Annotated in this window: 6 protein-coding genes; 4 read left to right on the forward strand and 2 right to left on the reverse strand. The window is 68.4% G+C overall.

The features are described from left to right. The first annotated feature begins 25 nt into the window (after positions 1-25). The 3 genes from A7W11_RS26380 (at position 26) to A7W11_RS26390 (ending at position 21,376) form a co-directional block, all read left to right on the forward strand. Positions 26-19,075 (forward strand): two-partner secretion domain-containing protein, encoded by a 19,050-nt coding sequence (locus tag A7W11_RS26380; RefSeq protein ID WP_066421215.1) that lies wholly within the window; start codon positions 26-28, stop codon positions 19,073-19,075. Between the two features lie 9 nt (positions 19,076-19,084). Continuing rightward, entirely contained in the window at positions 19,085-19,837 is a 753-nt protein-coding gene (locus tag A7W11_RS26385; RefSeq protein WP_066421221.1) for a SapC family protein, read from the forward strand. A gap of 261 nt (positions 19,838-20,098) precedes the next feature. Further along, the gene (locus tag A7W11_RS26390; protein WP_066421224.1) at positions 20,099-21,376 is read left to right on the forward strand and encodes an MFS transporter; all 1,278 of its coding nucleotides are present in this window, start codon (positions 20,099-20,101) and stop codon (positions 21,374-21,376) included. A gap of 68 nt (positions 21,377-21,444) precedes the next feature. On the opposite strand, the gene A7W11_RS26395 is transcribed toward A7W11_RS26390, so the two are convergent. Further along, on the reverse strand, positions 21,445-21,768 hold the full coding sequence (locus A7W11_RS26395; RefSeq protein WP_066421228.1) for a DMT family transporter: 324 nt from the start codon (positions 21,766-21,768) through the stop codon (positions 21,445-21,447). A gap of 4 nt (positions 21,769-21,772) precedes the next feature. Beyond that, positions 21,773-22,441 (reverse strand): glutathione S-transferase family protein, encoded by a 669-nt coding sequence (locus A7W11_RS26400; RefSeq protein WP_066421898.1) that lies wholly within the window; start codon positions 22,439-22,441, stop codon positions 21,773-21,775. Between the two features lie 103 nt (positions 22,442-22,544). On the opposite strand from A7W11_RS26400, the gene A7W11_RS26405 reads away from it, so the two are divergent. Next, on the forward strand, positions 22,545-23,672 hold the full coding sequence (locus tag A7W11_RS26405; protein WP_066421231.1) for a transketolase-like TK C-terminal-containing protein: 1,128 nt from the start codon (positions 22,545-22,547) through the stop codon (positions 23,670-23,672). The last annotated feature ends 9 nt before the right edge of the window (positions 23,673-23,681 follow it).

The following is a 23,681-nucleotide window of genomic DNA, read 5'->3' on the forward strand; positions in this document are numbered from 1 at the left end:
CAGCGAACCCGAGACGAGACCGACCATGACCCAAGCCCGCACCCTCAAGCGTTCCGCTGCCAAGCCTGCCCGCCGTCTGCACCTGAAGAAAGACACCGCCGTCTCCGCCCTGCCCGCGTTGAGCACGCTGGCCATGGTCCTCGGCTCCCTGGCCTCGCCCGCCGCCCACGCCAACCCCACCGGCGGCAACGTCGTCGCCGGCTCGGCCAACATCGTGGATCGCGGCAACGGCACCGTCGACATCAACCAGTCCACGGGCAAAGCCATCATCAACTGGAAGGACTTCAGCATCGGCGCCAACGAGACGGTCAACTTCCGTCAGCCGGGCAGCAAGAGCGTCACCCTCAACCGCGTGGTCGGCAACGATCCCTCGGCCATCTTCGGCAAGTTGAACGCCAACGGCACCGTCATGCTGGTCAACCCCAACGGGGTCGTCTTCGGCAAGGGCGCGCGCATCGACGTCGGTGGCCTGGTCGCCACCACCGCCAACATCAACGACCGCGACTTCCTGGCCGGCAACTACAAGTTCGACCAGGCCTCGAAGAACCTCAACGCCGCCATCGTCAACGAAGGCACCATCAGCATCAAGGACAGCGGCCTGGCCGCCCTGGTCGCGCCCTCGGTCAAGAACTCGGGCGTCATCCAGGCCAAGCTGGGCAAGGTGGCGCTGGCCGGCGCCAAGACCGTCACCGTCGACTTCCAGGGCGACGGCCTGCTCAGCTTCGACGCCAGCTCGGTCGTCGACCAGCAGCCCGTCGGCGCCGATGGCAAGGCGGTCACCGCGCTGGTGCACAACACCGGCGTCATCCGCGCCGATGGCGGCACCGTGCTGATGACGGCGCGTGCCGTCAAGAATGTGGTCGACAACGTCATCAACACCGAGGGCATCGTCAGCGCCAAGTCCGTGGGTACGCAGAACGGCAAGATCGTGTTGTCGGGCGGCGATGCGGGCATCGTCAACGTCGCGGGCACCGTGGAGGCCACGGGCACCAAGACCGGCGAGACCGGCGGCAAGGTCGTCGTCACGGGTGAACACGTCAAGGTCGCCAGCAATGCGGTCGTGGACGTCTCCGGCGCGGCCGGCGGCGGCGAGATCGCCCTGGGCAGCCTGGGTGTGAAGCCCGATGATGGCTCGGCCGCCTTCAGCGGCAAGTCGCAGACCGTCAGCGTGGCCAAGGGCGCCAAGCTCAAGGCCGACGCAACGGACAAGGGCAACGGCGGCAACGTCACGATGTGGTCGAACGAAGCCACCGCCTTCGCCGGCGACCTGTCGGCTCGCGGCGGCGCCAATGGCGGCGACGGTGGCTTCGCCGAAGTCTCCAGCAAGAAGAACATCGGCCTGACCGGCAACGCCGACCTGCGCGCGCCCAAGGGCAAGACCGGCACCCTGCTGATCGACCCCACCGACCTGCGCATCGTCGCCGGCAGCGGCGGCGACCAGGATGGCGCAGCCGGCGACGGCACCATCAATAACGGCGATGACAACACCGCCGACAACACCGTGTCGGTCGATTTGCTGGAAAGCCTGGCTGGCAACGCCAATATCAAGCTGGAAGCCACGGGCCTGGTATCCATCGCCAGCGACGTGGACGCGATCGCACTGCAGACCGTCACCGGCAACACCTTCACGCTGCGCTCGAGCCAATCGGGCGGCATCAAGTTCGAGAACAGCAACACCGAAATCAGCACCCAGGGCGGCAACATCACCCTGGAAGCGCTGGGCGTGGGCAGCAAGCTGGACAACATCGGCAAGCTGACCAGCAACGGCGGCGCCATCACGCTGAGCGCCTCGGGCGACATCAACCTGGCCAACGTCATCGATGCCGGCAGCGGCGCCGCACTGGTCCAGAGCACCTCCGGTTCGATCTACAACACCGGCGGCAACCCGCAACGCGTCAAGGGCAGCTCGATTACGCTGAGCGCCGAGAACGGCAACGTCGGCTCGACCCCGGCCTTCGTCAAGACCCAGGCCCCGACCCTGGCGGTCAGCTCGGGCGGCGACATCGCGGTCGAGAACTACGTCGACCTGTCCAACCTGACGCTGACCCACCGCCACGCCGACGCCAACCGCATCAACTGGCTGCAGGTCAAGACGCCGTCGCAGATCATCCGCCTGCTGGATGGTTCGCGGTACACGGTGGATCTCGTGCGCAGCGCCACGGACCTGAACTTCTCCTTCACGGGCGACCGTTCCATCGCCGTGACCGAAATCAACCTGACGGGCGGCAGCCAGGCCGCGCTGACCTCGACCAACGGCAGCATCGCGTCCACGGACGACCTGTCGGTGCTGAAGGCCGGCAGCGTGACGCTTCGCGCCGCCAATGGCGCGATCGGCTCCGCGGGCCAGGCGCTGAACATCTCCACCGCGACGCTGGCCGCCAGCGCCGGCAACGCCGGCATCTACGTCGAGAACACGAGCGCGGCCCCCGTGCTGCTGCGCGCCATCGACACCGCCGGCACCCTGTCCGCGACGACGCGCGGCACGCTGGTGCTGGGCAGCATCGAGGCCGGCAGCGCAACGCTGCGGTCGACGACGGGCGACATTCAGGACGACGGCAACGCCAACACGCTCGTCTCGGCGGCGAGCCTGACGCTGCGCGCCGAGACGGGCATCGGTCCGTACGCCGCCATCCGCACCGACGCGGCCGACATCGATGCCGTCACGACGGCTGGCCGCATCGCCATCGAGGCGACCAACGCCAACATCGTCCAGGCCAGCACGCAGAACAACACCATCACCATCACCGGCTCGGGCGGCCTGACGGTCGGCAGCGTGGCCTCGGGCGGCGGCGCCATTTCGCTGGGCGGCAAGAGCATCGCCATGGGCGATGGCGGCACCATCAACGCGGGCACCGGCACGGTGGCGCTGAGCGCCACGCAAGGCGACATCACCGGCACCAGCACCTCTCTGATCACCGGCAGCGTGGTCACGCTGCTGGCGCCGGACGCCACCGGCACCTATACCATCGGCAAGAGCAACACCCTGCTGCGCCTGGCTGCGGGCACGGTCGTCGCCAAGGCCGGCAGCATCTACCTGAGCACAGGCGCCAACGCCACGAGCCTGAGCTCGCTGAAAGCCTACAGCGGCATCATCGTCCGTTCGCAGGCCAACATCACGGCCGACCAGGTCGACGCCGGCACGGGCGCGCTGTCGATCCAGACCAGCAACGGCTCCATCCTGGGCCAGACCGGCAACCTGCTGTCCGGCCAGAGCGTCGCGCTGTCAGCCACGCAAGACCTGGGCAACGCCGCCACGCGCCTGCGCACCCGCACCGCCATCCTGTCGCTGACCGGCGGCGCCGACATCTACGTCGACAATACCGAAAAGTCGCTGGACCAACTGTCGATCGTCCACACGCACGCCGACGACACGGTGCTCAACACGCTGAGCGTCACGTCGCCCTATCTCGACTTCGACGTCACCGACCTGGCCGACGGCTATCACCTGAACAAGGTGTACAGCACGCCGCTGACCACGTTCAGCTTCAGCGGCGACCGCAACCTGATCCTGGGCAACATCAAGGGCGGCGGCTCGGTCCGGCTCACCGCCCGCGCCGGCGACATCCTGGACGACGGCAACGACGAGACGCGCGTCACGGCGGGCAACATCACGCTGTCCGCCCTGCAAGGCAGCATCGGCACCAGCGTGCGCGAAGTCGAGACCAATGCCTCGTCCCTGACCCTGGTCACCCGCGGCAATCTGTACGCCACCAGCGTGGCCGACCTCGGCTCGCTGACCATCGAGGCGCGCCATGCATCGGACACCGACGTCAACGAATTGCGCCTGCGCGCGCCCAGCCTGCTGTTCGACGTGCTGGACAGCACCGACGGCTACACGCTGCGCGACGTGCGCGACAGCAGCTCGCTGTACTTCAACTTCACCAGCGACCGCAACATCACGGTCGGCAATGTCGACACCAGCTCCAGCGGTTCCCTCACGCTGAACGCGGAGAACGGCTCGATCAAGGACGACGGCTCCCGACTGACCTGGCTGCTGGCGAACTCGGTCACGCTGTACGCGAACCAGGCGGTCGGCGCCTCGGGCAATGCGATCGACGTCATGACCGCCAACCTGAGCGGCAACGCCAGCAACGGCGGCTACTACGTCCGCCTGCCCCGCCCGGCCGGCATCAGCAACTACACCGACACCATCAACCTCAGCGGGATCTACGCCCGGGGTGACGTTTCCATCAGCGCGCTCCAGGGCGACCTGGCGTTGACGAGCACGGTGCAGAGCTACGGCGGCGGCGTCACGCTGGCCGCGGACACCGGCGCCATCACCAACGGCAATGGCTACGGCACCATCCGCTCCAACGGCAACGTCAGCCTGACCGCGTGGAAGGACATCGGCGCCGCCGACCTGACCAACCCCGGCGGCGGCAACAGCAACCGCCGCGCCATCCTGCTGGACGGCACCACGCCGCTGACCCTCACGGTGAATGCGCGCCAATCGGGCCGCAACATCTTCCTGTCGAACCTGGGCAGCGGCACCACCACGCTCGGCACCATCGATGCGACGGGCCGCTTCGACTACAAGCAGAACAGCGGCGACACCGTGGTCGGCAACGTGCGCGGCACCGCTGCGGCCAGCCTGGTCAACACCATCGGCTCGATCCTGGACGACGGCAACACCAGCACCCGCATCACGTCCAACAGCGTCCAATTGTCGGCCGGCGGCAACCTCGGCACCGCCGACCAGCACCTGCAAGTCGATACGCCGGCCCTGACGGTGACGGCGCCGGGCCATATCGCGGTGGACAACAACCAGGCCTACACCAGCCTGGACATCACCCGCACCGGCGTCGGCACGGGCACGCTGGCCATCACCGGCACCGGCCAGACGTTCACGCTGAGCGACGACGGCAACTACTATCACCTGACGAAGGTGCTGAGCGCCAGCCCGCTGGCGTTCAGCTTCACGGCCGGCTACAAGAGCGTGCTGGTGGGCGACATCGACGTCGGCACCGCCGGCTCGGTCAAGCTGACCGCCACCAACGGCAACGTCGCCAACGAAGACCTGGAGAACCCCGGCGCGATCCGCGCGGGCAAGGTCACGCTGTCGGCCGGCAGGGGCTACTCGCTGGGCTCGTCCGACGAAGGCGGCGCCCTGCAGGTGTCGGGCACCAACGACCTGGACCTGACCGCGGGCCGCAACATGTTCGTGGCCAGCGACACCGCCCTGTCCCGGCTGGCCATCACCAGCACCGATATGGCGCAGGCCGTCAGCACCTTCGCCATCACGGCGCCGGACCAGACCTATACGATCACCGACCTGGGCTACATCCACCGGCTGTCGAACGTCAGCGGCACGGGCCTGGCCGACTTCAGCTTCACCAACAGCAAGAGCATCGAGACCGACACCGTCGCGGCGGCGAATTCGGTCAGCCTGTCCACCGAAGGCGGCGGCTACTACTCCTACATCCGCAGCGTCAGCGGCGGCACGGGGCGCATCACCAGCGCCTCGGTGTCGCTGTCGGCCATCGCGCCGGACGGCGCGATGGCCGGCGCGGGCAGCATCGGCGGCACCATGATGCGCCTGAACACCCAGGCGCTGAAGATCACGGCCACCGACAGAGTCCAGATCGACAACGGCGGCACCGCCCTGCAGAGCATCGACCTGGACCTGACGCAGCGCAGCTACGCCTCGGCGCCGCTGTCCAACTCGTATTCGTTCCAGGGCCTGGGGGCCGGGCAGGTCCTGCAGATCAGCCAGGGTTCGTATCTCACGACGATCAACGCCACCCTGCCCGGCGTGGACTTCTCGCTGGACATCAACACCCGCCTGCAGGTCAACAACCTGAACACCGGCGCGGCGGGTTCCGTGGCGCTGACGACGCGCGAAGCCGCCACGGGCGTGAATACCTCGATCGGCGGCAACGGCGCCATCACCGCCGGCAGCATCGCACTGGGCACGACGGGCGACTATGCCTCGATCTCCGCGCGCACCGTGACCGCCAACCTGGCGCTGTCCTCCAAAGGCAGCATCGCGGTGGACAACGGGGGCAGCACGCTGGATTCGCTGTCGATCGAAGCGCTGCACCGCGAATATTCGCAACAGAACAGTTATTCCGTCACCTCCGACGGCCTGACGTTCTCGGTATCGGACTCGCCCAGTTCGGGCTCCGTGGCCGGCGTGACGCTGACCGACGTCAGCACCAGCGCAGACCTCGATTTCTCTTTCGCCTCCGACCGCGCGCTGACGGTGGACAACGTCCAGACCGGCGCAGGCGGTTCGGTCACCCTCCAGACCGATGGGACCCTCTACGGCACCAGCACCGGTACGGGCGGCAGCAATCCCGGCGGGGCCGACATCAGCACCGGCGACCTGACCCTGATCGCCGGTTCGGTGCAGGGCCGCTACAACGAGATCCCCTCCCGGCCGCTCTACATCAGCGTCAATACGCTGTCGTCGGACGTGGCCAACAACCTGTGGGTATCGAACGACAAAGACCTGGCGCTGTTGAACAACAAGGCCGGCAGCTCGGCCACGGTAGCCGTCACCAGCGGCTCGATCACCCAATCGGGCACCGGCCGCTTCGTCGCGCCGGTGCTGTCGCTGAGCGCGCAGCAATCCATCGGCACCGCCGGCGCGGCCATCCTGACCGACACGCGCCGCCTGACCACGCGCACCGGCGAGAGCCTGGCCGTGCAGAACGCCAGCAACCTGTTCAGCCTGGACGTCGGCGTCTCGCACGCCACGGTGGGCGACAAGTATCTGAGCGTCACGGCGGAGGGGCTGTCGCTCGATCTCGGCGACAACTCGAACGGCGTGGCGATGCTCGTCGGCCTGTCGGACACCACCGGTATCGATTTCACGCTCAGCAGCGACAACATCCTGCGCATGAACCCCATCGACGTGGGCGCGGGCCATTCGCTGTCCCTGAGCGGCACGGAGATCAACAACTACAATTCTCCGGCCTCCGTCATCCGCGGCGACAAGATCACGCTGTCCGCCACCGGCGCGATCGGTACGTCCGGCTCGGCCATCAGCACGGCCACGCGCGACCTGACCATCAACGCCGGCAACAGCGCGTACGTCACCAACGACCGCGACCTGCTGTCGCTGTCGGTGCGGGCCAACGCTGCGCCCGGCACGGCCGTGTCGTACGGCATCACCGCCCCCGAGTTGGCGTTCACCGCCACGGACGACGGCACCGCCACGACGCTGAGCAACGTCACCGACGATACGGGCCTGAACTTCACGTTCCGCTCCACGCACGCCCTGCGGGTCGGCAACATCGACGTGCTGACCAGCGGCACGGTCAACCTGGAATCCAGCCAAGGCATTTCCATGCTGGATCCGCTGGGCACGGACCGCATCACCGCCGCCCAGGTCAACCTGACCGCGACCGGCGGCTCGGCCATCGGCGCCGATGGCGCCGGCCTGCGCATCACCGCGCCGGTGCTGACCATCAACAACACCGGCGACGTCTACGTCGATTCGAACACGCACCTGGACTCGCTGACGCTCTACGCGTATGGCAGCGACGCGCGTGGCTACGGCATCAACGCCCCCACCCGCGACGGCCTGGGCAGCCTGGCCTTCGAGGCCGAGGACGACGGTTCCACGCTGTACCTGAAGAACGCCGGCGACGCCGACGGCATGGCCCTGAACGTCACCAGCTCGCGCGGCATCAAGGTGGGCGCCATCGACGTCGGCAACGACGACGTGTCGCTGTACGCGCAGAACAGCTCGCTGGTCGACGACGGCGACGCCGACACCCGCATCCTGGCGGGCAACCTGCGCCTGTCCGGCGACACCAGCATCGGCTCCGCCGGCCATGGCATCGACAGCAAGGTCGACAGCCTGACCGCCAACTCGCGCGATGGCGGCGTGAACATCACGCTGAACGGCACGACCTCGCTGCAAGGCCTGACCGGCCGGGGCGACAGCTCGCTGGTGAACTACGTGGGCGACATCGCCCTGGGTTCGATCAACCTGAACGGCTACTCGCTGGACATCGACAACCAGGGTGGCTCGATCCTCAGCGGCATCATCCGCGACACCATCAACGTCACGCTGAAGGCCGCGGGCTCGATCGGCAACGACAGCGCCATCCAGACCTACGCCTACGGCGGCGGCACCACCACGGTGACGCTGACGGCCGTGGCCGCCAACGGCGCGGACGGCAGCATCGCGCTGCAGGAACAGTACGGCCTGAATGCGACCAACGTCACCGCCGACGGCAACGTCACTCTGAAGGCGGACATTGGCAACGTCCAGGCCAACCTGACGGTGGGTAACGTGACGGCAGGCGGCGCGGTCGCCCTGTCGTCCGAACGCGGCGACATCAATGCCGCCGGCACGTCCAATCTGGTCAAGGGCCAGAGCGTCAGCCTGCAGGCGGGCTACGACTCGTTCCGCAGCATCGGCAACAGCGGCAACCGCCTGAACGTCGACACGGCCTCGCTGACCGTGCGCACGCCGGGCAGCTTCTACCTCGACAGCGTGGCCGACTTGACCGACCTGGTCATCGACCGCACCAGCACGCCGACAGGCAACGGCAGCAACGGCACGCTGAGCATCACCGGCGATCACATCGTCCTGGACGGCACGGACAATCTCGGCACCGTCACGTTGACCACGCTCACCGACACCACCGGCCTGAACTTCGCGCTGGTGGCCAATGGCGGCATCCGCGTGGACCAGGTCAATGTCGGCAACACGGGGACCGTCTCGCTGACCGCGGGCGCGGCCCCGGACACGGCCGACGGCGCGGGCGGCATCGGCGCCGCCGGCACCGGCTCGCTGATCACGGCGGGCAAGCTGGTCCTGGATGCGGGGGAATCGGCGTTGTATGGCATCGGCGACGGCTTGCGCCCGCTCTACACCCAGGTGGGCAGCATCACCGCGACCGCGGGCGGCAGCATCTGGCTGAAGCAGAACGGCACCCTCGACCTGGAAAACGTCAAGGCGGGCGGCGGCCTGTCGGTCTGGACCACCAGCGGCGACATCCTGGTGGGCCAGTTGCAGTACGGCGCCAACAATGCCCTGACGCTGCTGGCCGACGCCGGCAGCATCCAGGGCAATGCCAATCCCGCCGCGATCGGCGGCAGCGGCGGCGGCAGCATCACGCTGACCGCGTCCGACGGCATCGGCACGCGCGACGCCGCGCTGCTGATCCAGGGCGGCAACAAGCAGGTGACGGCCACGGTGACCGGCGACGGCTCGCTGTACCTGGCCAACCAGGGCGACCTGCTCGGCAGGCTGACGACCTCGGTGAACAACGGCGCCACGGTCATCACCTCGACCGGCAATCTGGTGCTGGCCAGCGCGCAGTCGCTCACCGACGCGGCGGGCAACGACATCACCGTCAGCGTGGGCGGCTACATCGTCACCGGCAACGTCACCGCCGGCGCCGAACATGGCCGCATCTCGATGACCGCGGGCAACGGCAACATCTACGTCGACGGCAGCGACGCCACGATCCGCGCCAACACCGTTACCGTGGCCGCCACGGGCGACATCGGCCACAGCGCGGCCCGCCTGACGCTGGGCGGGCAGCACGTGGACGCCCGCAGCCAATCCGGCACGCTGTACCTGAAGTCGGACACCAGCGACACGGTGTTCGCGTACGTGTCGGGCCGCGCGATCGACGTCATCGCACAGGGCAACCTGCAGATCGCCAACGCCATCGCGAGCAACGGCGACATCTCCGTCGTGGGCAACGCCAGCACGGCGAACAAGCGCCTGACCGTCGGCAACATCGACGCCGGCAGCGGCATGGTCACGCTCCAGTACAGCCAGGCCGGCGGCACCATCGTCGACGACGGCAACGCCGACACGCGCATCGTCGGCAATGCGGTCGTGCTGGGATCCGGCGCCGGCATCGGCGGCACGGTCGCCGGCGGCCGCGACACGGTGCAGACCACCACGGGCAACCTGTCGGCCTCCGTGACCGGCGACGGCGCCATCTACATCGACGACGACAATGCCAGCGGCATCACGCTGACCTCGATACAGGCCTACCGCGGTCCCATCGGCATCACCACCGCGGGCGACACGATCGCCTACGACGTGGGCGTGACGACCAATACGGCGGGCAACGACATCTCCATCGCCACCGACGGCGACCTGATCGTCAATTACATCGACGGCGTTTTGCAAGGCGACGTCACGCTGCAGGCCGGCGGTGACATCTCCGCGCTGCGGCCCTACGACAGCACCATCCGCGCGCGCACCCTGAACGCCTCGGCTGGCGGCAGCATCGGCTCGACCGCCAGCGAACTGAACATCAATGTCTCGGTGCTGGGCAACATCAGTTCGGCCGGCGAGAACGGCGTGATCGCGCTGTACAACATCAACACCAACGCCCTGTCGCTGGATCACCTGACCCAGACCGGCGCCGACAGCTCGGCCTACGTCCGTAGCCGCGGCGACCTGGATGCCACCAACCTGCAGACCGGCCAGAACAACCTGTCGCTGGTTTCCGGCGGCACGCTGACGCTGGCGGCCACGGGCATCGAGGCTGCCGGCGCGGTGACGCTGACCGGCACGGCCGATGTGGTCGCCGCGGGCGCCGAGCCGCGCGCGCTGTCGGTCAAGGCCGGTTCGCTGTCGTTCAACAGCGGCACCGCGGGTGGCGACACCACGCTGGACACCCAGGTGGCCAGCCTGGACGCCACCCAGACCGGCACTGGCACGGGCAAGCTGTCGGTGTCCAACACCGGCGATCTCGACGCGACGGCCGACTGGCAAGGCGCCCTCGACGTTCACGCCGACGGCAACCTGACCGCCACGGACGTCCAGAGCGCGGCGGACGTCACGCTGACCGCCACGGGCGGCGTCGACGCCCGGTCGGTGTCCAGCACCGGCGCGGGCAGGACGATCACGGTCACGGCGCAGAACGGCGACATCGCCGTCGGCAGCATCGACAGCGGCGCGACCGGCACGGTCGTCCTGAACGCCGCGCAGGGCAGCCTGCTCGACACGGCCCACGGCGCCGGCATCACCGCCGCCACGCTGCAACTGACCAGTTGGGGCGCCATCGGCGCCGCCGACGCCTACTTCACCACCGGTGCGACCCAGGTCAGCGCCAACGTGCTCGGCACGGGTGGCATCTACCTGGAGGGCCTGGGCGCACTGACGCTGAACCGTGCGACCACCGCCAACGGCGACGTGTACGTGGTGGCCGCCGACGAGCTGACAGTCAGTGGCGCGCTGAAGGCCGGCAAGACGCGGGACGTCACCGACCCGCTGTTCGGCCAGGGCGGCCACATCTCGCTGACCGCCACGGATGGCGACCTCACGGCCGCCGCCGACATCGCCGAGACCGACGCCACCAGCGTCACCTTCACCGGCCAGAACATCACGCTCGGCTCTGTGGATACCTCGGGCAATCAGGTCTATGTGGGCGACGTGACGCTCAACGGCAGCCTGACCGCGGGCGGCGTCGACATCCAGGGCGACCTGGCATTGACCGGTTACTACCACGTGCTGAGCGTGGCAGCCCAGAACGGCGACATCGAGATCGACGGCACGGTCACCGGCGGCAATGCATATACGCAACTGCTGGCCGGTACGGGCAGCGTGACGCTGAACGGCGATGTCGTCGGCCTGAGCGGACTGGACGTCGTCGGCGGCGATATCTCGCTGGCCAACGTGACGACCCGCAATGGCCAGGGCTATAACGGCAACGTCACGCTGGACGGCACTTACACCACCCAGGACGGCTCTTTCACGCTGTGGGGCAGCGCGACCCTGGGCGGCGACGTGATGATCTCCACCGGCGCCGGCACGATCGATTTCGAAACCGGTGTCACCGGCGCCCACGCGCTGACGCTCGACACCACGAACGACTCGCTCTTCAAGGGCGCAATCGACGTCGGTTCGTTCAGCAGCATCGGCACCGGCACGATCACGCTGATCGGCGGCGGCGGCGTCACCACCACGGACACGCAGTACTACAACGGCAAGGTCATCCTGTACTCGGGCACCGTGTTGAGCGGCAGCTACGTGACGCTGGACGGCGGCGTCGACAGCCACGACTTCAACCAGGACCTGACCATCGTGGGCGACACCACGATCGGCGGCGCCATCGGCGCCGGCACCAAGCTGAGCAGCCTGACCATCGACGGCGCGGCGCTGCTGCGAGGCGCCACCATCGCCACCACCGGTGCGCAGCACTACAAGGGCAGCGTCACGCTGAATGGCGACCAGGCGCTGACCACGCAGAACGGCAACGTCACGTTCGACGGCAAGGTGGGCGGCCCCTACGACCTGACGGTCACCTCCACCGGCAACGGCAACGTCACCTTCGGCCAGATCGGCAGCGCCGAAGTGCTGCCGACGTTCGTGGCGTCCGTTGCCCCCAGTACCGGCCGCATCGGCGACCTGACGGTCAACACCGGTGGCAAGACCACCTTCAAGGGCGCGGCCTACGCGCAATCGGTCACCACCGATGCCGTCGGCACGCTGGCCATCGACGGCGGCCTGGTCGACACGACCCTCGGCCAGTCGTACGGCGAACGCGCCGTGCTGGGCGCCGACACCACGCTGACCGGCAACTCGGTCAGGCTGAGCCAGGGCGCCGACGCGGCCACGGCGGGCGCCCAGTCGCTGACCGTCAACGGCTACGCCTTCATTGGCGGCGCCATCGGCGCGAACGCGGCGCTCGCCTCGCTGGCCCTGAACGATGACGCGCGCCTGAGCGGCGGCACCATCAAGACCACCGGCGACCAAGTCTACGGCGGCGACGTCACCCTGGAAGACGAGCACACGCTGAGCACCACGACGGGCAACGTCACCTTCGCCGCCAAGCTGGGCGGCGAGTACGACCTGACCGTCACCTCCACCGAAGCCGGCGACGTGACCTTCAACGAGGTCGGCAACAGCGCCATCATCTATACCCGCTCGATCGATCCCCTGCCCACCCGCCTGGGTCACCTGACGGTCAACACCGCCGGCCTGACCACCTTCGATGGCGAAGTCCGCGCGGCATCGGTCACCACCGACGCGCCGGGCACCCTGGCCATCAACGGCGGCCTGGTCGACACCACCGGAACCCAGTCCTACGGTGAACGGGCCGTGCTGGGCGCGAACACCGAACTCACGGGCACGGCCGTGACCCTGAGCGCGGGCGTGGACTCGTCTTCGAATGCCTACCGAACCCTGCTGATTTCCGGCGACGCCGCGATCGGCGGCGCGGTGGGATCCCGCTTCGCGTTGGAGTCGCTGACCATCACCGGTGACGCGACCCTGGACGCGGGCACCATCCGGACCGTTGGCGCCCAGGATTACCAGGGCGACATCACGCTGGCCAGCTCGCTGGAAATGTCGTCCTATCGCGACGGCATCACCCTGTCGGGCAAGGTCATCGGTGACGCCGACACCGCGTACGGCCTGCGCATCCTGGCCGACGCCGGCGACATCCTGCTGGCCAAGGATCTGGGCAGCAGCGATGCGCGCCTGGGCGCGATCCTGCTCTCCAGCAGCGCTGCCACCACGATCAACGGCAGCGTGTACGGCACGTCGCTGTCCACCAGCGCGTCCGGCAACACGACCATCAATGGCGGCCTGATCGACACCACCGACCGGCAGAGCTACTACGGGCACGTGACGCTGGGCGCGGACACCACGTTCACGTCCGACGTCGTCGACCTGATCGGCGGCGTGGATGGCACGGCCACTGGCCAGCAATCGCTGACCGTAGACGGCGTCGCGCTGATCCAGGGCGCGCTGGGCGGCAACGTGGCCCTGAAAGCCTTGACCGTCACGGGCGGCTCCAACCTGGGCGCCGACATCACCACCACGGGCGCTCAGACGTACGAGGGCACCGCCAGCCTGTCGAACACGGTGGCGCTCACCAGCACCACGGGCGACATCCGTTTCGACCAGGCCATCATGGGCGACATCGATCAGGGTCATGGCCTGACGATCGGCAGCACCTCGGGCAATGTCACGTTCGTCAACGGACTGGGGACGTCCGGCCCCAACCGCGTGGGCGACCTGGACATCAGCACCGGTGGCGCCATCGCCTTCAACGGGCAGGTGTACGCCGCCAGCGTGGATACCGGCAGCACCGGCACGCTGGCCCTGAACGGCCCCGTGGTCGACACGACGGGCACGCAGCGCTACGGACAACTGGCCGTGCTGGGCGCCGGCACCGTGCTGAGGGGATCCGAAGTGACCCTGGCGGCCGGCGCCGATGCCACCACGCAGGGCGGGCAGTCGCTGACCATCGATGGCAACGCGGTGATCGAAGGCGCCATCGGCGCGGGCCGCGCCCTGGCCTCGCTGACCATCACCGGCGACGCCACGCTGGACACCGCCTCGATCGACACCACCGGCACGCAGTCCTACCAGGGCGAAGTCACGCTGGGCCATTCGTTGACGCTGACCAGCGGCGGCAACGTGTCGTTCTCCGACGCGGTCAAGGGCGGCACCTTCGGCCTGACAGTGAACGCCGGTACCCGCAACGTCAGCTTCGCCAGCGGCATCGGCGGCAACGGCGTGGACCGCCTGGGCGACGTGACCATCAACGCCGCCGGACTCACCCGCTTCGGCGGCGCGGTCTACGCGCAATCGGTCACCACCGATGCCGTCGGCACGCTGGCCATCGACGGCGGCCTGGTCGACACGACCCTCGGCCAGTCGTACGGCGAACGCGCCGTGCTGGGCGCCGACACCACGCTGACCGGCAACTCGGTCAGGCTGAGCCAGGGCGCCGACGCGGCCACGGCGGGCGCCCAGTCGCTGACCGTCAACGGCTACGCCTTCATTGGCGGCGCCATCGGCGCGAACGCGGCGCTCGCCTCGCTGGCCCTGAACGATGACGCGCGCCTGAGCGGCGGCACCATCAAGACCACCGGCGACCAGGTCTACGGCGGCGACGTCACCCTGGAAGACGACCACACGCTGAGCACCACGACCGGCAACGTCACCTTCGCCGCCAAGCTGGGCGGCGAGTACGACCTGACCGTCACCTCCACCGAAGCCGGCGACGTGACCTTCAACGAGGTCGGCAACAGCGCCATCATCTATACCCGCTCGATCGATCCCCTGCCCACCCGCCTGGGTCACCTGACGGTCAACACCGCCGGCCTGACCACCTTCGATGGCGAAGTCCGCGCGGCATCGGTCACCACCGACGCGCCGGGCACCCTGGCCATCAACGGCGGCCTGGTCGACACCACCGGAACCCAGTCCTACGGTGAACGGGCCGTGCTGGGCGCGGATACGCAGCTCACGGGCACGACGGTCACGCTGGCCGGCGCGGACGGCGCGCATGCGCTGACCATCACCGGCGACGGCGTGGTCAACGGCGCCGTGGGCGCCAATACCGCCCTGGCCTCGCTGACCATCACCGGCACCGCCACGTTGGGCGCGGGCACCATCGCCACCACCGGCGCGCAGCATTACGAAGGCAATGTCACGCTGACCGACGACCTGTCGGCCAGCACCGTGGACAGCGCAGTGACCTTCTCGGGCACCGTCATCAGCGCCGCCAACGGCGGCCATGGCCTGACGGTTTCGTCCGGCAGCGCCGATGCACAGTTCTCGCAAGCATTGGGCGACGCCGGCAGCGGCCGCCTGGGCGCGGTCGTGGTCAACAGCAGCGGCGCCACCACTTTCGACCAAGCCGTCTATGCTGCCTCGGTGACCACCGATGCGCCGGGCACGCTGTTCCTCAACGGCGCACGCATCGATACCACGGGTACGCAGTCGTATGGCGAACGCGCGGTGCTGGGCGCCGACACCGCCCTGAAGGGTTCCACCGTCACGCTGGCGCAAGGTGTCGATGGCGTGGCAGCCGGCCAGCAATCGCTGACCATCGACGGCAACGCCCACATCGGCGGCACCGTGGGCAGCAACGCCGCCCTGGCCGCGCTGACCATCACCGGCACGGCTGCCCTGAACACGGGCGCCATCCAGACGACCGGTGCCCAGTCCTACCAGGGCAACGTCACGCTGGGCCAGGCGCTGCTGATCGGCACCACCGACAGCGATGTCGGGTTCGGCGGCACCGTGACCAGCGCCGCAAACACCGGCAGTGGCCTGACGGTCAATGCCGGCGCCGCCGACGTCACCTTCGCCCAGGCCGTGGGCAACGCCACCACCGGCCGCCTGGGCGCGCTGGCCATCAACAGCACCGGCGCCACCACCCTGGGCGGCGCGGTCTACGCCGCGTCGGTCGATACCAACGTCGGCGGCACGCTGGCCATCAACGGCAGCCGCGTCGACACCACCGGCACGCAGACCTACGGCGAACTGGCCGTCCTGGGCGCGAACACCACGCTCAAGGGGTCGTCCGTGAACCTGTCCCAGGGCGCGGACGCCGCAACGGCCGGTGCGCAATCGCTGACCATCGACGGCGACGCGACCCTCGGCGGCAATCTGGGCGCCAACCGCGCGCTGGCCTCCCTGGATGTCACCGGCGCCACCGCCATCGATACCGGCCGCATCGCCACCACCGGCGACCAGTCCTATGACGGCGCGGTCACGCTGGGCCAGGATGTCTCGCTGGCCACCCAAGGCGGCGATGTCCACCTGGGCGGCACGCTGGAAGGCGGTCACGCGCTGGCCATCGCGGCCAACGGCGGCGACGTCTCGTTCGACGGCGCCATCGGCGCGGCCGAAGCCATCGGCAACCTGACCATCGACACCACCGGCGCCACCACCTTCTCGGCGGCGGTGCAGGCAGCCATGTTGTCCAAGACCGGCTCGGGCAGCGTTGCCATCGACGGCGGCAGCATCCTGACCACCGCCGGCCAGTGGTACGCAGGCCATGTCACGCTGGGCCAGGACACCGTCCTGACCGGCAGCGGCGTCAGCCTGACGGCCGGCGCCGACGGCGGCCACGCGCTGACGATCAACGGCAACACCATGCTGGGCGGCGCCTTCGGCGCCACCACCGCACTGGCCAGCCTGACGATCAACGGCGACGCCACGCTGAACCAGGGCAGCATCGCCACCACCGGCGACCAGTCGTACAACGGCACCGTCACCCTGGCCGGCGCGCAGCAGCTCGCCACGCAAGGCGGCCACATCGTCTTCGCGGACACGCTGGGTGGCAGCCATGACCTCGGCATCGCCACGCAGGACGGCGACGTCGAATTCACGGCAGCCGTCGGCGCGCAAGGCGCGGCCCTGGGCAACCTGACGGTCGACACGTCGGGCACGACGCGCGTCGGCGGCGCGGTCTACGCGGCATCGGTGGCCACGCTCGGCAATGGCGCCACGCTGATCGACGGCGGCATGGTCCACACCACCGGCACGCAACAGTACGACGGCCAAGTGCTGCTGGGCGCGGACACCACCCTGACCGGCACGCAGGTCGCCCTGCTGAACGGTGGCGACGGCACACACGCCCTGGTCATCGACGGCGACGCCGTCCTGGCCGGCGCCTTCGGCACCACAGCCCCGCTGTCCAGCCTGACCGTCAGCGGAGCCACCACGTTCAACGGCGGCAGCCTGGCCACCACGGGCGACCAGTCCTACCTGGGCGCGGTCACCCTGACGGCGGCGCAAGCCCTGGCCAGCGCGAACGGCGACATCGGCTTCGAGGGCCCGGTAGACGGCACGGCGGACTTCTCCGTCCAGGCCGGCGGCGACATCGCCTTCGCCGACACCATCGGCACCGCCAACCGCCTGGGCGCGCTGGTCATCGACGCCAGCGGCGACACGCGCTTCGACGGCGCCGTCCGCGCCGCGTCGGTCGCGACCAGCGAAGCGGGCACGCTGCAGATCAACGGCGGCTCGGTCGACACCACCGGCAACCAGACCTACGGCGAACGTGCCGTGTTGGGTGCCGACACGGTGCTGACCGGCGCCACCGTCACGCTGCTGTCCGGCGCCGACGCCACGCAGGCCGGCCAGCAAGGCCTGCGCATCGCCGGCAACGCCGACGTGCGCGGCAACCTGGGCGCGGTCGCCGCGCTGCGCGACCTGACCGTCGATGGCGCCACCGCCATGGACGCCGGTTCGGTCGCCACCACCGGCAACCAGGCCTACTCCGGCGCCGTGGCCCTGACGGGTGCGCGCGACCTGGCCAGCAGCAACGGTTCTATCGTGTTCGGCAGCACCCTCGACGGCGCGGGCAACAACCTGTCGCTGAGCGCCAACGGCGACATCCGCGTCGCCGGCAACGCCACCGGCCTGGGCGTGCTGACCCTGCAGGCCGTGAACACCATCGTGTTCAACGGCGACGTCAGCGCCTACCGCGTCCAGCAGTTGCAGGCCCAGTCGGCCACCTACCAGGGCAAGCTGACCGCCACCGACAGCCTCGATCTGGCCGGCGGCAGCCTGGCCTTCGGCGGCGATGTCAGTGCCGAGAACGGCGCCATCCGCATCGTCAACACCGACGACGCCGGCACCGTGACCTTCACCCAGAACGCCACCGTGCATGCCGCCACCGGTTTCTCGCAGACCGGCGGCGCCACCCTGCTGCTGCCGGCCCAATTGCTGGTGGACCAGGGCGCGATCAACCTGGGCGCCGTCGCGCGCATCCAGGGCGACAGCGCCGTCATCCGCACCAACGGCGACCTCACGGCCACCGGCATCATCGGACCGCAAGCCACGCTGAACGTCGCCCTGGGCGCCACCGGCAACCTGGCCATCGGCTTGAACGACGCCGACCCGAGCCACAAGCTCGACGTCGCCGTCCTGGCCGTGCCCTCCGCCGGCTCGGCCCAGGTCTACGGCACGCTGGCCACCAAGACCGGCGCCTTCGCCGCGTCGTTGGTCACCAGCTCGCTGGCCGGATCGCCGTTCTTCATGAACGGCGCCGTCTGGGGCCCGACCGACATCGTCAACCGCGTGGCCGCCGTGACGGCGCCGCGCTGGATCGCGCCGTCCAAGCCCACGGCCGATTCGCTGTTCCGTGGTACGGTGACACCTGATGCCTATGGTCCTGATGCGCTCGGCGCCTATCTCGATCCGCAGGTTCTGACGGTGGCTTTCGCCGACACCACCCAGTGGCAACTGCCCGCCGGCGACGTCAACATGCTGAATGTGCCCGCGGGCAACGATTCGGTATTGCAGGCGCCGACGGGATCGTCGCAACAACCGGCCGGCAATGGCTCGCAATCGTCCGACGACGAAAGCAGCCAGACCGATGCCCAACGCTCTCTCTGATACCCAGAAATGACTTCGACTTCGCTTCCGCTGTTCTACGAGCAACCCCGTCCTCTGGCTGCCGGCGTGCACGCCAACCTGTCGCTGGCCGGCAATACGGGCTTCGCCTACGCCGCCAAGACCAACGCGGTGCCGCTGGTGGCCACCGAACTGCCGACGGCGTGCCGCCACTTCCCCATCGTCTTCACCGACGGCGACCAGCCCACGCCCGTGGCCGTGCTGGGCGTGCGCGGCCAGGAAAACCTGTTCGTCGATGCCGAAGGCCAATGGCGCGCCGGCACCTACATCCCGGCCTACGTCCGCCGCTATCCCTTCATCTTCATGGAGAACGAAGACCGCAGCCAGTTCACGCTGTGCGTGGACGAGAAGGCCGCCTCGGTGGTCGAAGGCCGTGACAACCCGTTCTTCGACGACGCCGGCGAGCCCACCGCCATGGCGCGCAGCGCCCTGGAGTTCTGCCGCGACTACCAGAACCAGCACGCCTATACGCTGGAATTCGCCCGCGCGCTGGCCGAAGCCGACCTGCTGATCGAGAACCGCGCCGACATCACCCTGCCCGGCGGCGAGCGCCTGGCCATGTCGGGCTTCAAGGTCATCGACGAAGCCAAGTTCAACAAGCTGCCGGACGAGACCTTCCTGCGCTGGCGCGCCAACGGCTGGCTGCCGCTGGTCTACTGCCACCTGCTGTCGATCAATACCTGGCCCGCCCTGATCAACCAGATCCAGCCGGCCGCCGCCCAGGAAGCCGCCCCCGAGGCGTAATCCCCCCGCTGCGAAGCCAGACCGGCCATCGCGCCGGCCCGCTTTGCCTACCGACCGGGCCACCACGCGTGGCCCGATCCGTTACTGCGGCATCGCCGCAACAGCCGCACTCATGCCGCTCCTTCCCGAGCGCCTCTTGAGAGTAAAATTCGCGGCGCAATTTTCCAGCACCGGCACCAAGAATCCGATGCGGGCGTTGCCAGGGGGAACCATCCGGCGCGCGGAGCCTTTTCCGCGGCCATTCCTCGCTTCTGGAACGCTATGTCACGGCAGTTGCTTGCCCTGGTGCTCGGGCCCTTGCTCGGGCTGTTCATCGTCTGTATCGGCAACGGGTTCATCTCCTCGTTGACCACCCTGCGGCTGGACGCCGCGGGCGTCTCGGCCACCGTCATCGGCATGGTGTCCGCCTCGTACTTCATCGGGCTGTCGCTGGGCGCCGTCTTCAACGACCGCCTGATCGTGCGCATCGGCCATATCCGCGCCTACAGCAGCTTCGCCTCGCTGATCGCCGTCACCGTGCTGTTGCAGGGCCTGTACCTGGACCCCACGGCCTGGTTCATCCTGCGCCTGATCTGCGGCTGGGCCATCGTGGGCGTGTTCCTGGTGGTGGAAAGCTGGCTGCTGCTGGCGGGTGACCAGAAACTGCGCGGCCGCCTGCTGGCGGTCTACATGATCGTGCTGTACGGCTCGGGCATGCTGGGCCAGTTGAAGCTGGGCACCATCGACGGCTGGGGCGACGCCGCCCCCTTCATGGTCGCCGGCATGCTGGCCTCGCTGTCGGTCATGCCCATGGTCATCATCCCGCGCGTGTCGCCGCTGGTCGAGCGCATCGAGCCGCTGTCGCCGCGCATGCTGCTGCGCACCTCGCCCACCGGCGTGGCCGGCTGCTTCGGCTCGGGCATCGCCATCGCGGCCGTCTACACCCTGCTGCCCCTGTACCTGCAACGCATCGGCATGAGCGTCGAGCAGATCGGCCAGATGATGGCCGCCACCATCCTGGGCGCCATGGTGCTGCAGTATCCGGTGGGCCGCTGGTCCGACCGCCGCGACCGCCGCACCGTGCTGATCGCCCTGGCGGCCTTCTGCCTGGCGCTGTCGCTGGCCATCGTCGCGCTGCCGCCCTCGCCCACCCTGCTGCTGGTGCTGCTGTTCCTGCTGGGCGGCGGCATCTTCGCGGTCTATCCGGTGGCGGTCAGTCACGCCGCCGACCGCGCCCCGGCGGACGAACTGGTGCGCATGATCCAGGGCCTGCTGCTGATCAACTCCATCGGCTCGGCGGCCAGCCCGCTGGCCATCTCGTGGCTGATGGACCAGGTGGGCGCCAGCGGCCTGTTCCTGTCGTTCGCGATGCTCAACGTGGCCCTGCTGGCGTCCTTCATCCGCCAGCGCAGCAAGTATGCACCGCCTACCCCCGTGGCGCCGTTCGCCTCGGCCGCGCAGATGACGCCGGTGGGGGTGGAGCTGCGGGTGACCGAAGAAATGGTGCAGGGCGCGGTGGACAACGAGCGGGCGGAAGCGCAACCCGCTTCGGCGGCCTAGGGCCTGTTCACACTAAAAGGAGCCTCGCACAGCCGGGTGCGAACCGAAACGTACGCCTGCCTGCGGTGTCATGCCGCCGCTGCGCAGAAGCGCAATCCGATGACGCCGATGAATGTCAGGCCGAGGAAGAAGGCCTGCAGCCAGCTCATCTCGTCTCGAAATACGAACACCCCCACCAGAACCAGCCCGACCGTGCCGATGCCGGTCCAGATGGCGTAAGCCGTCCCGACAGGCAATGACCGCAACGCCAAAGCCAGCAGATAGATACTGCCCAACCCGGCGATCACGGCGCCGAGGCTCGGCCCCGGCCGAGTCCACCCCGCATTCAACTTGAGGCAAAGGCCCATCACGATCTCCAGGGCCGCGGCAATGAGCAGATACAGCCACGCCACGGTCTCAATCCTCCCCGGAAGCTGAACGGCCAGCGGCGGCCCTGCAGGCCGGCTGGTTTGCCAGCAGCCCGGCATGCACCGCCGGCCGTGCGGCGATCACATCGAGCCAGCGCCGCACATGCGAGTAGGGCGTGATGTCCAGGTTCAACTCGCCCCAGGTCCTCAGCCAGGTGAACGCGGCAATATCGGCGATGCTGTAGTGATCCGAGGCGATGAAGGCGGAATCGCCCAGGCGGGTATCCACCACCTGGTAGAGACGAAGCGACTGGTTCCGATATCGCTGTATCGCCTCGGCATTCCCCGTTTTCGAGGCGTGCAGAAACCACCATAGCTGCCCGAGCATCGGGCCGATGCCGCCAATCTGGAAATGCAGCCATTGCTGTACGGCAGTGTTCTCGGCTTGCGTCGCGGGCAGCAGACACCCGGTCTTCGACGAAAGATAGGAAAGAATGGCGCCGGACTCGAAGACGGTCACGCCGGCCTCCCGATCCACAATGGCTGGAATCTTGCCGTTCGGGTTGATCTTCAGGAAATCCGGCCGATGCTGGTCGCCCCTGTCGAGATCGAGGTCGAACTGCTCATAGGCCAGTCCGGCCTCCTTGAGAAAGATGCTGACTTTCTGCCCATTGGGCGTGTCCGCCGTATAAAAGGCGAGATCGCGGCCTTGCGTCATAGTCATCCCCGTTGACGAATTGAATTGCAATTGCAATCATTGCATATGCAATCGTAAGGCACGAAGCCAGGTCGTGCAATCAGTCCAACCGCAGAGGTCGATCATGAATTGGGAACGCCTGCGTCCGCCCGCGCCCACACCGCAGACGCGGCGGGCGGCCGCTGCCTGCCTTGAAAAACTCGCAGTGGAAGATCTCGAACGGGCGTGCCGCGGCGCCACCCCTTACACCGCCGTCCAAGCCATCGCCCGGCGCCTGGCTCAAGACGAAGCCCCCACCGGCAACGTCTGGTTGGTGAAGGCCTCTCCAGGAGCACCGACGGCAGAAGCCTCTTCGGCTGGCGACCTCGCCATCGCACCGCGCAACATCAGCGCCTGGCCTCTCTGGTTTCGAGAGGGGCCAGGCCGTTTCGAGGTTCCTTTGCTGTACCTGCTGCGATGCGAGTCCGTCGCCGGACTGCGTGCGGCGATGTACGAAACGGCCGATCGCGGCATCCTGTGCAACGATGCCGAGACCACTGCGTCACAGTGGCCGAAGAGCGTCCAGCCGGCCGTTCCCCTCTGGCTGGCCAGCGGCCTGAACGGCATTCCCTACGACCCCGCATCGGGCCAGGAAGCGCTCGCCATTCTGCGCGCGGCCCTGCAAGCGCTGTACGTGGACAACAAGCCGGGGTTCTTTTATTTGACCCTGCACGATGACGGCGGCAACCTCCCCCGGCCATCGCAAGCCGATGTGCATGATGCCTACAAGGGAATGTATCGGATCACGGCAGCATCCGGACCCGATGCCCCCGCCATCCGATTGCTGGGCGCCGGCAAGGCCCTGGGACAAGTGATCCAGGCCGCGGATCTGCTGCAAGAAGACTGGGGCGTAGCCTGTGAGGTCTGGAGCTGCCCGAGCTATACCCGCCTGGCCCGGGAAGCTTACGAAGTCCAGCGTTGGAACATGCTTCATCCCCTCTCGGCGAAAAAGACGTCTCATCTCCAGCATTGCCTTGGACCGGAGCCACTGCCTGCACTGGCCGTCACGGGATATGGACAACACATAGCCCAGCAGATCGGCGGCTTCGTCCCGGCCCGTTTCATTGCCCTGGGGGCGGACTCCCACCAGGCAGCGAGCGGCCTTCGTGGCGTTCAGTGGATGGTGGCTGCCGCCATCAAGGCGCTCTGCGATGAGGGCCGCCTGCCCACGCGGCGGGCAGGGGAAGCCTTGAAGCGATATGCACTGGCCTGAAATCCGGTC

Origin of the sequence: Bordetella ansorpii, assembly GCF_900078315.1 — a bacterium.
In the GTDB taxonomy this organism is placed as follows: domain Bacteria; phylum Pseudomonadota; class Gammaproteobacteria; order Burkholderiales; family Burkholderiaceae_B; genus Bordetella; species Bordetella ansorpii.

Excerpts from the sequence above, each read along its gene's own strand:
- A7W11_RS26390 (WP_066421224.1), top strand. The coding sequence starts at position 20,099 with ATGTCACGGCAGTTGCTTGCCCTGGTGCTCGGGCCCTTGCTCGGGCTG.
- A7W11_RS26380 (WP_066421215.1), top strand. The coding sequence starts at position 26 with ATGACCCAAGCCCGCACCCTCAAGCGTTCCGCTGCCAAGCCTGCCCGC.
- A7W11_RS26405 (WP_066421231.1), top strand. The coding sequence starts at position 22,545 with ATGAATTGGGAACGCCTGCGTCCGCCCGCGCCCACACCGCAGACGCGG.
- A7W11_RS26400 (WP_066421898.1), bottom strand. The coding sequence starts at position 22,441 with ATGACGCAAGGCCGCGATCTCGCCTTTTATACGGCGGACACGCCCAAT.
- A7W11_RS26385 (WP_066421221.1), top strand. The coding sequence starts at position 19,085 with ATGACTTCGACTTCGCTTCCGCTGTTCTACGAGCAACCCCGTCCTCTG.